Origin of the sequence: Sphingomonas kyeonggiensis, from assembly GCF_014196745.1 — a bacterium.
Lineage (GTDB): Bacteria > Pseudomonadota > Alphaproteobacteria > Sphingomonadales > Sphingomonadaceae > Sphingomonas > Sphingomonas kyeonggiensis.
Genome location: NZ_JACIEH010000002.1, coordinates 644970 through 659901 on the forward strand (window position 1 = coordinate 644970; position 14932 = coordinate 659901).

General features: G+C 67.6%; 18 protein-coding genes. 8 read left to right on the forward strand and 10 right to left on the reverse strand.

The annotated features are described in order from the left end of the window. Positions 1–86 precede the first annotated feature (86 nt). Positions 87–494 (forward strand): hypothetical protein, encoded by a 408-nt coding sequence (locus GGR46_RS11980; protein ID WP_183997955.1) that lies wholly within the window; start codon positions 87–89, stop codon positions 492–494. 80 nt (positions 495–574) lie between these two features. Here GGR46_RS11980 and GGR46_RS11985 read toward each other — a convergent pair whose 3' ends face one another. From GGR46_RS11985 to GGR46_RS12000, 4 genes are read right to left on the reverse strand one after another with little or no spacing between them, the layout of a single operon-like run. Then, complete coding sequence (locus GGR46_RS11985; RefSeq protein ID WP_343058129.1) at positions 575–1153, reverse strand: MotE family protein; 579 nt, start codon at positions 1151–1153, stop codon at positions 575–577. Positions 1154–1188: 35 nt separating this feature from the next. Beyond that, on the reverse strand, positions 1189–1584 hold the full coding sequence (locus GGR46_RS11990; protein WP_183997959.1) for a DUF6468 domain-containing protein: 396 nt from the start codon (positions 1582–1584) through the stop codon (positions 1189–1191). After that, the gene (gene fliM / locus GGR46_RS11995; RefSeq protein ID WP_183997961.1) at positions 1581–2600 is read right to left on the reverse strand and encodes a flagellar motor switch protein FliM; all 1020 of its coding nucleotides are present in this window, start codon (positions 2598–2600) and stop codon (positions 1581–1583) included. The genes GGR46_RS11990 and fliM overlap by 4 nt, the downstream gene beginning before the upstream one ends. Continuing rightward, positions 2597–3145 carry a flagellar basal body-associated FliL family protein gene (locus tag GGR46_RS12000; protein ID WP_183997964.1) on the reverse strand — a complete coding sequence of 183 codons (549 nt, stop codon included), beginning with the start codon at positions 3143–3145 and terminating at the stop codon, positions 2597–2599. Before GGR46_RS12000 ends, fliM begins: the two co-directional genes overlap by 4 nt. Before the next feature lie 113 nt (positions 3146–3258). Between GGR46_RS12000 and GGR46_RS12005 the strand changes: the two genes are divergently transcribed. The 7 genes from GGR46_RS12005 (at position 3259) to GGR46_RS12035 (ending at position 8393) form a co-directional block, all read left to right on the forward strand. Next, complete coding sequence (locus GGR46_RS12005) at positions 3259–3996, forward strand: flagellar hook-basal body complex protein (protein WP_183997966.1); 738 nt, start codon at positions 3259–3261, stop codon at positions 3994–3996. A 30-nt stretch (positions 3997–4026) separates the two neighbouring features. Then, positions 4027–4812: a flagellar basal-body rod protein FlgG gene (flgG, locus tag GGR46_RS12010; RefSeq protein WP_183997968.1), complete on the forward strand. Its 786-nt coding sequence runs from the start codon at positions 4027–4029 to the stop codon at positions 4810–4812. Beyond that, entirely contained in the window at positions 4812–5240 is a 429-nt protein-coding gene (gene flgA, locus GGR46_RS12015) for a flagellar basal body P-ring formation chaperone FlgA (protein WP_183997970.1), read from the forward strand. The genes flgG and flgA overlap by 1 nt, the downstream gene beginning before the upstream one ends. Before the next feature lie 25 nt (positions 5241–5265). Beyond that, on the forward strand, positions 5266–6033 hold the full coding sequence (flgH, locus tag GGR46_RS12020) for a flagellar basal body L-ring protein FlgH (protein ID WP_183997972.1): 768 nt from the start codon (positions 5266–5268) through the stop codon (positions 6031–6033). 520 nt (positions 6034–6553) lie between these two features. Beyond that, positions 6554–7408 carry a flagellin gene (locus GGR46_RS12025; RefSeq protein WP_183997974.1) on the forward strand — a complete coding sequence of 285 codons (855 nt, stop codon included), beginning with the start codon at positions 6554–6556 and terminating at the stop codon, positions 7406–7408. A gap of 153 nt (positions 7409–7561) precedes the next feature. Continuing rightward, on the forward strand, positions 7562–7963 hold the full coding sequence (locus tag GGR46_RS12030) for a hypothetical protein (RefSeq protein WP_183997976.1): 402 nt from the start codon (positions 7562–7564) through the stop codon (positions 7961–7963). A 97-nt stretch (positions 7964–8060) separates the two neighbouring features. Beyond that, on the forward strand, positions 8061–8393 hold the full coding sequence (locus GGR46_RS12035; protein WP_183997978.1) for a hypothetical protein: 333 nt from the start codon (positions 8061–8063) through the stop codon (positions 8391–8393). A gap of 295 nt (positions 8394–8688) precedes the next feature. On the opposite strand, the gene GGR46_RS12040 is transcribed toward GGR46_RS12035, so the two are convergent. From GGR46_RS12040 to fliN, 6 genes are all read right to left on the reverse strand, one after another. Further along, positions 8689–9459, reverse strand: a complete 771-nt coding sequence (locus GGR46_RS12040) for a flagellar hook assembly protein FlgD (RefSeq protein WP_183997980.1) — start codon at positions 9457–9459, stop codon at positions 8689–8691. Positions 9460–9471: 12 nt separating this feature from the next. After that, a complete protein-coding gene (locus GGR46_RS25725; RefSeq protein ID WP_183997982.1) occupies positions 9472–10920 on the reverse strand; it encodes a flagellar hook-length control protein FliK in 1449 nt (482 codons plus the stop codon). Between the two features lie 75 nt (positions 10921–10995). Then, positions 10996–13077 carry a flagellar biosynthesis protein FlhA gene (gene flhA / locus GGR46_RS12050; RefSeq protein WP_183997984.1) on the reverse strand — a complete coding sequence of 694 codons (2082 nt, stop codon included), beginning with the start codon at positions 13075–13077 and terminating at the stop codon, positions 10996–10998. Next, positions 13077–13235 carry a hypothetical protein gene (locus GGR46_RS12055; RefSeq protein WP_183997986.1) on the reverse strand — a complete coding sequence of 53 codons (159 nt, stop codon included), beginning with the start codon at positions 13233–13235 and terminating at the stop codon, positions 13077–13079. The genes flhA and GGR46_RS12055 overlap by 1 nt, the downstream gene beginning before the upstream one ends. Next, a complete protein-coding gene (locus GGR46_RS12060; RefSeq protein WP_183997988.1) occupies positions 13232–14572 on the reverse strand; it encodes a sigma-54-dependent transcriptional regulator in 1341 nt (446 codons plus the stop codon). The genes GGR46_RS12055 and GGR46_RS12060 overlap by 4 nt, the downstream gene beginning before the upstream one ends. Continuing rightward, positions 14572–14922: a flagellar motor switch protein FliN gene (gene fliN, locus GGR46_RS12065; RefSeq protein ID WP_183997990.1), complete on the reverse strand. Its 351-nt coding sequence runs from the start codon at positions 14920–14922 to the stop codon at positions 14572–14574. The genes GGR46_RS12060 and fliN overlap by 1 nt, the downstream gene beginning before the upstream one ends. Positions 14923–14932: the final 10 nt, after the last annotated feature.

Below are 14932 nucleotides of genomic sequence, written 5' to 3' on the forward strand. Positions count from 1 at the left end.
ACTCATCACCTGCTCACTGATTCCATTCTATTATAGAGGAGTGGGTGCCGATGCGGCGCCGGTGCACCGATATCGGGAGACAGGATTTGCGACGCGAAACGCTGGTTGCGTTGGGTCTGGCGGCATTGCCGCTGGGAGGTGGTGCGCAGGCTTCGGGCGGGGGCGCTGGCGCCGCCGGCGAGGGACTGCACCTCGTGCCCATGGAAGAAGTCACCGTGCCGATCATCGATTCCGATCGGGTGAACGGCGCGCTGCGCTTCAAGGTGGTGATCGATGCCGGCTCGGCCGAGGTCGCCACCAAGCTGAACGGCCAGATGCCCGTGCTGCGCGCCGCGACGGTTGCCGCCGGGCTCGAATTCGCCCGCCTCAACGCCTCGGCACTGCGCGCGGTCGACGCCCAGCAGCTCGACCATGACCTCACCGCCGCGCTGAAGGTCGCCGAGCCGGGTCTGGTCCGCGTGCTGATCGTCGAGGTCGAAGCCCGCACCGGCTGACGAATTGCCCCGAAACGGATACGAAAAAGCCCATCCCGTCGCGGTGCCGGGATGGGCTTTTTCTTGACCTCGGTTCTGGCCTAGCGCCGCGCCGCCTGTGCCGGACCCATCTGCTGGCCGGCCTGCGGACGCGCTGCCGCGCCCTGGGGCTGAGGCTGTGCCTGGGGACGCGCGCCGGCGTTGCGCCGCGCCATCGCCATGCTCAGCGCCGCCGCGCCCTTGGGCGTCATCGCGGCCATGATCATCGCGGTCGAGCGCTCGCGCATGCGCTGCGCGACCTTCATCTGCACTTCCATGTCGAGCTGCTCGAAGACCACTGCGGCGGCCTTGGGCTTCATCGCCTGGTAGATGCGGGCGAGCCCGTCGAACTGCGAGTCCGCGGGGTTCGGCGCGCCAGGCATGCCGCCGCTCGGGCCGCCGGCCATCTGCTGCTGCGCCTCGTCCTGCTTCTTGCGCGCCTCCGCATCGGCGGCGAGCCGCGCCGAGGCTGCCTTGGCCGCCTGCTCGCGCAGGTCGAGCCCGCGCTTGCGGCGTGCAGCGGCAGCGTCGCGGGCGCTCATGTCCTGGGTGATCTCGTTGCCGAGCCGGGTCTGGTTGCCCGTGTCCTGCTGCCCGGTCGCGATCGTCGCCGCATTGGCGACCACCGCGAGCCCGGTCACGCCGGCCGTGAGGAGAAGAAGCGAGGGGCGGGCCATTACGCGGCCGCCGCCATCGGGGCGTCGCTCTCGACCTCGGCCTGCTCGGCCTCGATCTCGCCGTCGTCGTCGCGCTGGGCATTGGCCATGCCGACCGCGCTGACGATCCGCTCGGCGGCGGCGTCGGCGATGCCGGTCATCAGGCTCAGCTCGTCGCGCAGCTCACGGGCGCGCTCGACCAGCTGGGCATGGCGGGCGCAATCGGTGCCCAGCGTGTGCTTCATGTCCGACAGCACGGCACGGGCCTGGACGGTGGCGATCTGCAGCGCCTCGACCACCTGGGTCAGCGCGCCGTCCTTCACGGTGCGAAGGCTCTTCATCATCCGCACGCTCTGCACGAGCACGGCCATGCACAGGATGATCGTCAGCACATTGGCGAGTAGCGCGATGCTCATTGCTTCACCTTCTTGTCGGAGGAAACGTCGTTGACCAGGCGGACGGCGACCTTGCCGTTGCGCTGGCCGATCTGGCCCTGGGCGAGCTTGACGCCGCCACAGGCGATATCGAGGGAATCGTCGGGGCTCTTGTGGAGCGCGATGGTCTGGCCGATCTCGAGGCTGCGCAGCTCGGCGATCGACATCGCCTTTTCGCCCAGCAGCACGCTCATCGAGACATTGGTCTTGCGCACCTCGGCGGCCATGTGCGCCTCCCAGATGCTGTCGCGGCCGCTCTTCTCGCCCATGAAACGCTGGAGCAGCTTGTCGCGTACCGGCTCGAGCGTGGCGTAGGGAAACACCAGGGTGAACCGCCCGCCGCGCCCGTCCATGTCGACGCGGAAGGTCGCGGTGGCGCAGATGTTCGAGACACCGGCGATCGCGGCGAAGCGCGGATTGGTCTCGATGCGCTCGAGGTTCATGTTCACCGGCTCGATCGGCGCAAAGGCCTCCGAGAAGTCGTTCAGCGCCAGCGTCAGCATGCGCGAGACCAGGCCGGTCTCGATCGTGGTGAAGGCGCGGCCGTCGATCATCATCGGCGAACCGCCGCCGCGGCCGCCGAGCAGCGCGTCGACGACCGAGTAGATCAGGCTGGAATCGACCGTGACGATGCCATAGCTCTCCCATTCCTCGATCTTGAACACGCCCACCATCGCCGGCAGGGCGACGCGGTTCATGAACTCGCCGAAGCGGGTGGAGGTCACTTCCTCCAGGCTGACGTCGACGCCGTCCGAGGTGAGGTTGCGCATCGAGCTGGCGAAGGTGCGGACCACGCGGTCGCACACCACTTCGAGCATCGGCAGACGCTCGTGGCTGATGACCTTGGATTCGATGACGGCGCGCAGGCCCTTCTTGCCCACCGTGGGCCCGAAATCGCCGAACAGCGCATCGATGTCCGCCTGGTCGAAGCTGCCGCCGACCATGTCCCCGGGAGGGGCGGGCGGATCCGGAAGGTCGAAATCCTCGAGATCGATCATTGCTGCACCAGATCCTGGATCAGAATGTCCTTCACCTGGCCGTCGCCCAGCGTGGCGGTGGCGCGGACCATCATCTCTTCCTTGATGCGGAAGACGGCGGCCGAGCCGGCCAGGTCCTCGGGGCGCAGCTCGCGCAGGAAGGGCTGGAAGCTGTCGAGCACCAGCGGCAGCTTCTCCTTGAGCGCGTCCGGGGTGACGCCGTCGCCCGGCACGATCATGAAGTGCAGCTTCAGGAATCGCGTCTGGCCGTCGGGCGAGCGCAGGTTCACCATCATCGCAGGCACGTCGACGAACGCGTCCTTGCCGGCCTCGGCACCTTCGCCGTGACCGCCCTCGGCGCTCTTCTCTTCCGTCTTCGCGCCATGCGCGCCCTTGGCTTCCTCAGCCTTGGCGCTCGAGCCGGAGAACAGGAAGGCGGCACCACCGCCGCCGCCGAGCAGGAGCACGCCCGCCGCGGCACCGATGATGATGAGCTTCTTCTTCGACTTGGGCTTGGCTGCCTTCGCAGCCTCCGCGCCCTCCTCGATGATTTCCGGAGACGACATTCCCTGGTGACCTTCCGAAATCTGCACGCCGACACCGCGTCGGTGCATTTCCCTCTATTATAGGATCAGCGCCCGGCAATTGTTGCCTAGTGCGAATTTTTGAGGATGGTCCGGTGGACATTTCTTCCTACGTGCTGCTCAGCCAGGAAACGGCGCTTCGCCGTCGCATGGATGTGGCGGCGAACAACCTCGCCAACATGAACACGGTTGGCTTCAAGCGCGAGCAGCCGGTCTTCCGCGAATATGTGGAGAAGACGGACAGCGCGGTGAAGCCGGCGAACAAGACGGCGTTCGTGCTCGACTACGGCGCGGTCCATGATTTCAGCCAGGGTGGCTTCCAGGTCACCGGCAACCCGCTCGACGTGATGATCGAGGGGCAGGGCTATCTGTCGGTCGAGGCGCCGGACGGTTCGACCGCCTATACGCGCGCGGGCCAGCTCAAGATGCTGCCCTCGGGCGAACTCGCCACCTCGAGCGGCAATCGCATCCTGGGCGAGGGCGGCAAGCCCATCGTGATCCCGGCGGAAGCGGCCAACCAGGTGACCGTCGGCAAGGACGGCACGATCAACGGCCCGGGCGGGCCGTTCGGCCGCATCACCGTCACCCAGTTCGACGAAGCCGGCGTGGATCCGCGCGGCGACGGCCTGTTCGACGGCACCGGCGGCCGCGAGCTCCCTTCGGGCGAGACGCATCTGCAGACCGGCGGCCTGGAAGGCTCGAACGTCAACGCGATCCAGGAAACCACCGACATGGTGGAGATCCTGCGCGCCTATCAGACCAGCCAGAACCTCTCCCAGAGCATGAACGACATGCGCAAGTCCGCGATCGACAAGCTCAGCCGGGTCGGCTGACCCCACGCCATAAGCACAAGGAACTGATCCATGCGTACGCTTTCCATCGCCGCGACCGGCATGCTCGCGCAGCAGACCAATGTCGATGTGATCTCGAACAACATCGCCAACATGAACACCACGGGCTTCAAGCGCCAGCGCGCCGAGTTCCAGGACCTTCTCTACGAGCAGGTCGTGCGTCCCGGTTCGGCGACCAGCGCCCAGACCCGCAGCCCCACCGGCATCCAGATCGGCTCGGGCGTGAAGACCGGCGCGATCTACCGGATCAACGAGCAGGGTTCGACCCAGCAGACCGACAACCAATATGACCTGGCGATCCAGGGCCATGGCTATTTCCAGATCACGCTGCCCGACGGCTCGACCGGCTATACCCGCGACGGCTCGTTCGGCGTGTCGGACCAGGGCGAGCTGGTGAACTCGGACGGCTTCCCGGTCCAGCCGGGCATCACCGTGCCGCAGAACGCCGTGAGCGTCAGCGTCTCGAAGACCGGCCAGGTCGACGTCGTCCTGGGCGGCGCCGATCCCACCCCGCAGACCATCGGCCAGCTCCAGCTCGCCACCTTCGTCAACGAAGGCGGCCTGGAGGCCAAGGGCGGCAACCTGTTCCTCGAGACCGCCGCTTCGGGTGCGCCGATCGCCGGCACCCCGGGCGATCCGGGCTTCGGCACGCTGATGCAGGGCTTCGTCGAAGCCTCGAACGTCAACCCGGTGGCCGAAATCACCGCGCTGATCACCGCGCAGCGCGCCTATGAGATGAACAGCCGCGTCGTGAAGACCGCTGACGAGATGCTGGCCACCACCAGCCAGCTGCGCTGATGATCAGCATCCTCGGCCTCGCGCTGCTCGCCTTCGGCACGCCCGAAGAAGTGCCGGTCGCCGTGCTCGGCCATGCCGTGCAGAAGGGCGACCGCATCGAGGCGGGCGATTTCTCGGTCGAGCAACGTCCCGCCGCCGCGGCGCGCGGCGCGCTCACCGTCGATCAGGCCGCGGGCATGGAAGCCACGCGCAACCTGCCGGCGGGCACCGTGGTGCGCCAGGCCGACCTGATGCGTCCCCAGATGATCCGCCGCGGCGAGCCGGTGACGATCCGTATCGTCAGCGGCCCGCTGATCATCACCTCGGCGGGCCGTGCGCTCGCCGGCGGCTCGAAGGGCGATGCCGTGCGCGTCGTCGCCAATGCCACCAACCGCACGCTGGACGGGGTCGTCGAGGCCTCGGGCGTCGTGCGGATCGTCACGCCTTGAACTTGCAGCTTACAGGGAAAGTAGCATGCGTAAGATCATTCTGATTGCGGCGATGGCCGCCACGCTTTCGGGTTGCGGCGCCGTCGGGCGCCTGAAGCAGGTGGGCAAGGCCCCCAAGCTCTCGGAGATCCAGCCGGTCGAGGCGCCGGAGATCGAGCCGTCGCTGGCGATGCCGTCGGAGCGTATCCGGGGTGCGACGACCAACGGCACCGTGGCGATGCAGCAGCAGCCGCAATCGGGAGGCAGCGCCTCGCTGTTCCGCACCGGCGCCGGCGCGCTGTTCCGCGATCAGCGCGCGAACAAGCTGGGCGACATCCTGACGATCAAGATCAACATCGCCGACAAGGCGGACCTGGGCAACAACACCTCGCGCACCCGCGGCGGCAGCGAGAGCGGCGGCCTGGGCGGCCTGCTCGGCATCAGCCCGGTGAAGAAGCTGCTCGGCGCCGACGCCAATGCGGCGCTCGAGACCAATTCGGGCTCGAAATATGCCGGCGGCGGCACCACCGCGCGTTCGGAGAACATCAACATGACGATGGCCGCCATCGTCACCCAGGTGCTCCCCAACGGCAATCTGATGATCAAGGGCCGCCAGGAGGTCCGCGTGAACTTCGAGATGCGCGAGCTGATCATCACCGGCCTGATCCGGCCGGAGGACATCGCCCGCGACAATTCCATCCGCCACTCACAGATTGCCGAGGCACGCGTGATCTATGGCGGCAAGGGCCAGCTCACCGACGCGCAGCAGGCGCGCTGGGGCCAGCAGATCTACGACGCGCTCTTCCCCTTCTGAGCCGTCTAGCAACGCAAGAGGATCGCCTCGCAGCCCGTGCTGCGGGGCGATTTTCGTTTCTCGGTCTCTCCTGAAGCGGAGAGGGCAGGGAGAGGGGCTGTCGAGGACGCTTGCCCATGCTCCTCTCCCCGACCCTCTCCCCGCCAGCGGGGAGAGGGAGATGCAGCCTTCCTATCACCCCAAATCGTCATCCCGACGAAAGTCGGGATCTCGTGCGGCTCCCGTCCCGCGCCATCGCCTGAGATCCCGGCTTTCGCCGGGATGACGGGGTAGGGCTAACCCCTGAAATCCCGACTTAGCCGCGATGACGGGTGGCGCTAAGTGCCTGGAATGGCAGGGGCAACGGACCCGAAGCCTCCATTAACCTTTCGGTAACCATTTAAATTCGCAGGACAATTTTGGTCCTCCTATAATTCTTCCCACAATGGAAGTGCGGGGCATACCGATCATGCTCTCGTCGCGAACCGGCGTCTCCGGTTCGGGCCGCAGAAGCAGCCCTTGATCCAAGAAGGAATTTACAATGGCATTTTCGGTTAACACCAACGTCGGTGCGATGGCGGCTCTCCAGAGCCTCAACGAGACCAACAAGGGCCTGTCGCAGGTTCAGAGCCGCATCAACACCGGCCTGAAGGTTGCGTCGACCAAGGATGACTCGGCTTCGTACACGATTGCTCAGGGCCTGCGTGGCGACATGGGCGGCCTCAACGCCGTTTCCTCGTCGCTGAGCCGCGCCAAGAGCGTGACCGACGTGGCGGTGGCTGGCGCCGAGCAGATCTCGGACGTCGTGAACCAGATGAAGGCAAAGGCCTACCAGGCTGCTGACGCCGGCATCGACACGGCGACCCGTGACGCGCTCAACAGCGACTTCGTTGCGCTGCGCGACCAGATCACCACGATCGTGAAGTCGTCTGACTTCAACGGCACCAACCTGCTGAAGGCTGGTGGTGGCACCGTGACGGCTCTGCAGTCGCTGCAGGACTCGAACAGCGCCTCGACCACCTGGGATCCGGATTCGCTCAGCGTTGCGAACCAGGGCCTCGACCTCGGCGGTTCGACCGTGACGATCGCTTCGGGCGCCACCATCAGCACCCAGGCGACTGCTCAGGCGATGATCGACACGATCACCACCACCCAGGGCAACCTGAAGACCAGCCTGAGCACGCTCGGCGCTGCCTCGCGCAAGATCGACGCCCAGTCGACCTTCACGAGCAAGCTGTCGGACGTGATCGAAGGCGGCATCGGCAACCTCGTCGACGCCGACCTGGCGAAGGAATCTGCAAAGCTGCAGGCCCTTCAGGTCAAGCAGCAGCTCGGCGTGCAGGCTCTGTCGATCGCCAACCAGGCGCCGTCGACCATCACGTCGCTGTTCCGTTAAGGCCAGACTTTTCCCTGGAGTCTATGGCCCTGACGAGGAGGCCGGGACGCAAGTCCCGGCCTCCTTTTTTTGTGCCCATTGGGTCGGTTTCGGCGCGTTCGCACGTCTATCTTGGTTGATGCCTCTATAATGATCCTAAGAGGAGAATAGGTCTTGTTTCCCAGGATCAGAGAGATAACCGACGCATTCGGCGGCCGTCTGCAGGTGAGCGTGGAGGAACATCCCTCGGGCGCGCTCGTCGTGCTCGAGCGTCCGGACATCACCGGCCGGCCGCGCATCATGCTCGACGGCTACGGCGTGGACGTGCTGTCGGGCTATATCATGTCGGCGCGCCTGGCCGTGCCGCACGAGCTTCCGGACGAGCATATCGACGGCGTGTTCGCCACCCGCTTCCGCCTGGGGCTCGATCCCTGCGCGCAGCTCGCGCTCAACCAGTCGGGCGGTCCGGCGCTGGACATCCCCGCGCCCTTCTGGGACCGGCTCTATGCCGAGCTCTGCCTGGTCGCGGCGCATGCCCGCGAACTCGGGCGCCGCGCCGAAGCGCGAGTCCATTGATTCCGCAAAACCACATACGGGCTTGCCCGTACTACGCCGGGGGCCGCATTTGCGGCATCTAGATACGAGTTCACACGAACGGGTCAGGGGCAGACAAATGGTCGTTAGTGATATGGCGTACAGTTCGGGTGTTTCGAGCAGCTTCACGGTGTCGCTCACCCTCAAGGTGGAGGATGCACGCGCGCTCTGGGCGGCAGCTGCCGACCGCGCGCTGGCGGCTCCGGGAATGACGCTTGCCGACGTGCTCGACACGATCGGTCCGCGCGAGGATCCGTCGATCGCCGAGTGCATCGCGATGCTCACCGCGCCGGTCGCGCTGCCGGGCTGCGTGCTCGACGGCTATGACGTCGCCGAGAGCGATGTCGATCTGGCGCCGGTCCAGATCATCCAGCTGCCCACGCAGCCGGTACTGCGTGCCGCGCACGCCTGAATAATTCTTCCCCAGAACAGAACAACGAACGGGGCCTTTCGGGGCCCCGTTTTCATTTGCCCGGACGAGATCACTCCCTGCCGCCGCCGGCGCCGCGTCGCGCGCGCACGAAAAAAGACGGGCCGGTGGAGGAGGAACCGGCCCGTCTATTCTTAAGCGAAAGGAAAACAGGGCGCCGAGGCGCCGGCTGAGAGGCGAGCGGATCGCGAGGGGATTGATACGTCCGCCCGCCTCTCTTCTTTCATTATAGGAAAAGAGGGGAGGCGCCCCAAACGGACCCGCCTCAGGAAAACCCCTATGCCCCGGTCTCGGTCTGGCTGTTGGTGCCGCCACCGCTGGTGCCGCCGCTGTTGCTGCCGCCACCGGAGCTGCCGCCCGTGCCGCCATTGCCGGCGGCCGGCGCCACGCCGATGCGGATGAGCTTGCTCGAATCCACTTGGCTGCCGTTCACGGTCACCAGGACCGAGCCGTTGGCAAGCTGCACGTCGTTCACCACGCCGATGCTGTGCACGGTGGTGTTGGTGATCTCGGTGCCCGAGGCGTCGGTCGCCTTGATCGACAGCGAGTATTTGCCCGCGGGCATTTCCTTGCCGTCGGAGGTCAGCCCGTCCCAGGCCAGTGTGCCGGTGTCGCCCTTGACCTCGATGGTGCGGGTGTCGACCACCTTGCCCGAGGAGTCCTTGATCGTCGCGACGATCGAGGTGGCGTTGCGCGGCGCGGTCCAGCTCCACTGGGCCGCCTGGGTGTCGGTCATGCCCGCCACCGGCGAGTCCACTTCCACCGCGCGGCCGATCAGCGACGAGGCCTGGGTCAGGTTCTGCGTGCCGAGCGTCGACAGGATGTCCTTCAGCGTCGAGGTCTGCGCCATCGACTGCTCGACCTGCGAGTACTGGACCAGCTGCTGGGTGTACTGGCTGGTGTCCATCGGGCTCAGCGGGTCCTGGTTCTGCATCTGCGTGGTCAGCAGCTTCAGGAACATCGTGAAGTCGGCGTTCAGGCCCGTGCTGTTCGGATTGGCCGTGTTGTTCGCCGTGTTGGTGGTGTTGTTCGTATTGACGGTAGTCATGCTGAAGCGCTCCTAGGCGAGGAGATCGACCTGGCCGTCACCGCGGATCTCGCGATAGGCCGGCTGGGTGGTTTCGGGTTCGTCGTTGCCGGCGAGCTGGTCGCCGCGATGGTTCTGGCCCTGCTGGCTCTGCGCCTGGCCATTGCCGCCTTCGCTGCGGCTCTCGAAGCGGAAGCTCTGCGCGTCGGCGCGGATACCCGCCTGGTCGAGCGCGCGGTTGAGGTCCGGCGCGTCCTGGCGGAGCAGGTCGAGCGCATGCGCGCTTTCGGCGCGCACCGTGGCGTGCATCTTGCCGCTATCGTCGAACGACAGCGTGACCTCGACCTTGCCGAGATTTTCCGGGCTCAGCCGGACGCGAAGCGTATCCTCGCCAGCTTCCACCTTGCGCGCGATCTCGACGCCCATCTGCTGGCCGAGATGGCCCGGACGCGCGGCGATCACCGACTCCGCGGCGGCCGGCACGGCGGATGCCGTCTGGGTGCGGGCGGCTTCGGCGGCGTGATGCGTGGGCGTCGGCCCCGCAGTTGCATCCTGGCGCAGCGTGAACGCCGGTGCCTGGCCGCGCTCGTCGCCGGCTGCATTGTCGTTCTTCTGGCCGGACTTGCCGGCGATCGCCGAGGTCGCGGCGTCGATCTTGTCGTTGCCGGTCGCCGCTTCGGCACCCTGCGCGTTCGCCGAAGCCGTGCGGGCATCGGCCTTTCGGGTGCCGGTCGAGACTTCGCCGATCTGGCGGCCGGACGAAGGCTGCGGCTTGGCCGCGATTTCGGGCCGGACCGGCGCCTGGACGACGGCGACCGCGACCATGTCGGCGGCGGGCGCATCGGCCGGGATCACGGCCGGATCGGCTGCCGGCAGTTCGGCATTGTCGCCGGCGAGACGCGGGCCGCGCTTGACCGGCGCCTTGGGGCCTTCCGTCGGTGCCTCGGCCTTCACCTCGCCCGTCGGTTCGGCCGGGACATCGGGCGTGGCGATAGCGGGCTTCGCTTCCGCAACCGGCTTGCCCGGCTTGGCGGGCTTCGCGTCGACGGGCGGCTTCTCGACGACCGGCTTGTCCGGCGTCGCGGGAAGGGTGGCGGCAGGTTCCTCGGTCACCAGCGGCAAGGCGTCGGTCGGCGCCTGGGCGTTCGGCGCGGCGGGCCCCTCGGGCAGCGCATCGGCTGCCGGCGCGGGCATCGCCGTTGCAGGCGCATTTGCCGTCGCCGTCGCCGTAGCGGCCGGGGCTGCGGTAGTGAGCAGCTGTGCCATGCTCAGCGACGCGGCCGGAGCAAGCATGTCATTGGCTGCCTGTGGGGGCGTGGCCCCCATGGCGGGGACGGTGCCCGTGGCGAGGGGTGTCCCGGCGGGATTGGCCGGGGTGCCGAGCATCAGCCCGAGCGTCTGTGCAAAGCCGGTACCCACGGTGCCGGGGTTGGCACCGCCTGCACCGAGAAGACCCGCGAGCCCGATATTGTTTATCTGCATTCAGGCGCCTCATGGGCGGGCATCTGGGCCCGCAATATTCCTTATAGGACGGTCGCGACCAACCGGGTCAGGACCTCATCCAATTGTCCCGAGCGCACGGATGCGGGCGCGGGCATGGATCTCGTTCTGCGACAGCACCACCGTCGCCGGGCGCACGCGCTCGATGATCGAGCGGACGAACGGGCGGATCGCCGGGCTGGTCAGCATGCAGGGGATCTCGCCGTCCTGCGCCAGCCGGTCATAGGTCTCGCGGACGTGCTGGATGAACTTGTGGAGCGAGGAGGGCGCCATCGCCAGCTGGCGGTCGTCGCCCTGGCCCAGGATGCTCTCGGCGAACTCCATGTCCCATTCGGGCGACAGGGTGACCACCGGGATCGCCTCGCCGCGCACCTGCGACGCGCTGATCTGGCGGGCCAGGCGCGAGCGGACATGCTCGGTCATCTGGGTCAGGTTGCTGGTCAGCGGCGCGGCCTCGGCGATGCCTTCCAGGATCGTCGGGATGTCGCGGATCGAGATGCCTTCCGACAGCAGGTTCTGCAGGATGCGCTGCACGCTCGAGACCGAGACCTTGCTGGGGACGATGTCGGCGACCAGCTTCTCCGATTCCTTGTGGACTTCGGTGAGCAGCTTCTGCGTCTCGGTGTAGGAGAGCAGGTCGGCGATGTTCTCCTTGACCAGCTCGGTCAGGTGGGTGGTGATGATCGTGCCGCACTCGACCACGGTCAGGCCGCGGAAGCCGGCTTCGTCGCGCAGCTCGCGATCGATCCACAGCGCAGGGAGGCCGAACACGGGCTCCTTGGTCGGCTCGCCGGGCAGGCCGGCCGGGCCGCCGCCCGGATTGATCAGCAGCAGCTTGTCGATGCGGATCTCGCCGCGCGCCGCTTCGGTCTCCTTGATCGTGATGACGTACTCGTTGGGCTTCAAACCCATATTGTCGATGATGCGCACCGAGGGGAGTACGAATCCGAAATCAGTCGCCATCTGGCGGCGTAGCGCGCGGACCTGGTCGTCGAGGCGCGGCTCGCGCTCGGCCTCGTTGATCATCGGCAGCAGGGCATAGCCGATCTCGATCCGGACGGCGTCGATCGCCAGCGTCTGCGAGATGGGCTGCTCGACCACCGCGGCGGCAGCATGTTCCTGCGCCTCGGCGAGCTTCTCCATCGCGGCCTTGGCGGCGGCGTTGCGGCTCATCTTCCACGCGGCGAAGCCCGAGGCGGCCGAGAAGATGGCGAAGGGCAGGAAGGGCATGCCCGGCATGATCGCCAGCGCGCCCATCAGGAACGAGACCATCCCGAAGGCCTTGGGGTAACGGCCCATCTGCTCGCCGAGCGCGGTGCCGGTCTTGCCCTTCACGCCGCCCTTGGAGACGAGCAGGCCCGCGGCGATCGAGATGATCAGCGCCGGGATCTGGCTGACCAGGCCGTCGCCCGCGGTCAGCACGGTATAGGTGTGGAACGCCTCGCCGATCGGCACGCCGTGCGAGACGACGCCGATGGTCAGGCCGACGACGATGTTGACCGCGGTGATCAGCAGGCCGGCGATCGCGTCGCCCTTCACGAACTTCGAGGCACCGTCCATCGCGCCGTAGAAGCCGCTCTCGGCCTCCACTTCGGCGCGGCGGGCCTTGGCTTGGTCCTCGTTGATCATGCCGGCCGAGAGGTCGGCGTCGATCGCCATCTGCTTGCCGGGCATCGAGTCCAGGCTGAAGCGCGCGGCGACTTCGGCGATACGGCCGGCGCCCTTGGTGATGACGACGAAGTTGATGACGATCAGGATGATGAAGATGGTGAGGCCGATGATGACCTCGCCGCCCATCAGGAACTCGCCGAACGCCCCGATCACGCCGCCCGCCGCATCATGGCCTTCATGGCCGTGGGTCAGGATCAGGCGGGTGGAGGCGAGGTTGAGGCCGAGCCGCAGCATCGTCGCGACCAGCAGGATCGTCGGGAAGGCGCTGAGCTCCAGCGGCTTCTCGATGAAGAGCGCGGTCATCAGGATCATCACCGAGACGGTGATCGACAGGGCGAGGCCCAGGTCGAGCAGCCAGCCCGGGATGGGCAGGATGAGCATCGCGATGATCGCGATCACGCCGCCCGCGAGCGCCATGTCGCGGTTCGCACCGATCTTCTGCAGGAAGTTGACGATCACGGGAGGCATCAGGGGCGAGCTTTCCAAACAGCCTTGGCCGGCGCCGAGGGCGACTGGCCGAGCGTGAAGCGATGGCAGAGCGCTGCGTTGGGCAGGCCCTGCGGCAGGTCAGCCTCCGCCTGGGGCAGGCGGAGGCTCTGGATGGCGAAGAGCGGCCGCGGGCTCATGCCGCGGGCGGCACGGCGATGCCGCCTTCGATGAAGGTGCGCAGCTTGTTTCGCATCGTGCGCACCGAGATGCCCAGGATGTTCGAGGCCGAAGTGCGGTTGCCCTGGCAGCGCTCCAGCGTGCCGAGGATCAGCTCGCGCTCCACCTCTTCCACGGTGCGGCCGATCAGGCTGTCGACTTCGATCCGGCCGTCGGCCGCGGGCAGCGACACGATCGCTTCGAGCGGTGAGCCGTCGGCGCGGGTCAGGTCCTCGGCTTCGATGCGGTTCCCGCGCGCCAGCAGTGCGGCGCGGTGGATGCATTCCTTGAGCTCGCGGATGTTGCCCGGCCAGCCATAGGCGCGCAGCACGGCCATCGCGGCGGGCGAGAGCGGGCGGGCGGGGAGCCCGTCGGCCTCGGCGAACTGCTCGACGAAATGCTCGGCCAGCGCCGCGATGTCGTCGCCATGCTCGGTGAGCGGCGGCACTTCGATGCGCGCTAGGCTCAGGCGGACGAGCAGGTCCTCGCGGAAGCTGCCGGCTTCCACCGCCAGCTCCAGGTCCATGCTGGTCGAGGCGATCAGGCGCGCGCCGAAAACGACGTCCTCATTGCCGCCGACGCGGCGGAAGCGCTTCTCGATCAGCGCGGCGAGCAGCCGGGCCTGGGTGGCCGGCGACAGCGCGCCGACTTCGCGCAGGAAGATCGTGCCGGTGCGGGCGCTTTCGAGCCGGCCGACGCGGCGGGCGGCGGCGCCCGGAAAGGCGCCGGCCTCGTGCCCGAACAGCTCGGATTCCAGCACGTCGGCGGCGACGCCGGCGCATTCGACCGAGACGATCGGGTCCGTGCGGCCCGAGAGCCGGTGGATCTCGCGTGCCATCATTTCCTTGCCGCTGCCCTTGCCGCCGGTGACGAGCACCGGGGAGGCGCTCGGCGCGACCGCGGCGCCCAGCGCCATGGCCCGTTCGAGCACGGGATGGCCGCCGATGCGCACCTGGGCCTGGCGCTCCACCACCGAAGCGATGGCAGCGGCGATCAGCTCGCGTTGCGGGGGCAGGGGAACATAGTCGCGGGCGCCGGCGCGGATCGCCGCCACCGCGCGCTCGGCCGGGGCGGAGATGCCGCAGGCCAGCACGGGAACGACGAAGCGCTCGCGGCGCAGGTCGCCGAGGAAGCCGACAGCGTCTTCCAGCACGTCGATCATCACCAGGTCAGCACCCTGCTCGCGTAGCGTCTCGAGGGCGGGCGCGGGCGCGTCGGCCATGGTGACCTCGGCGCCGGCGCCCTGCGCCAGCTCGGCGGCGCGGCGAAATTCGCTGCCCGGCGCGCCGATCAGCAGCATCCGGATCGGTCCCATCATCAATGCTCGGCCCGCACGATCTCGGTGAGGGTCACGCCGAGGGCATTGTCGATCAGGACGACTTCGCCGCGGGCGATCAGGCGATCGTTGACGAAGATGTCCACCGGCTCGCCGACGCGGCGGTCGAGCTCGACCACGGTGCCGGAGCCCAGGTGCAGCAGCTCGCCGATCGGCATGCGGGCGCGGCCCAGCACTGCCTGTACGCGCACCGGCACGTCATGGACGGCCTCGAGGCCCTCGGTGCCCTGCGGTGCTTCGCCGCTCGGGTTGATGTCGAAATCCTCGAACACGGGCGCGGGCTGGTCCGCGGTGGTTTCGGTCGGGATGATGTCGTGGGGTTCGATATCCATGGTCACAGTC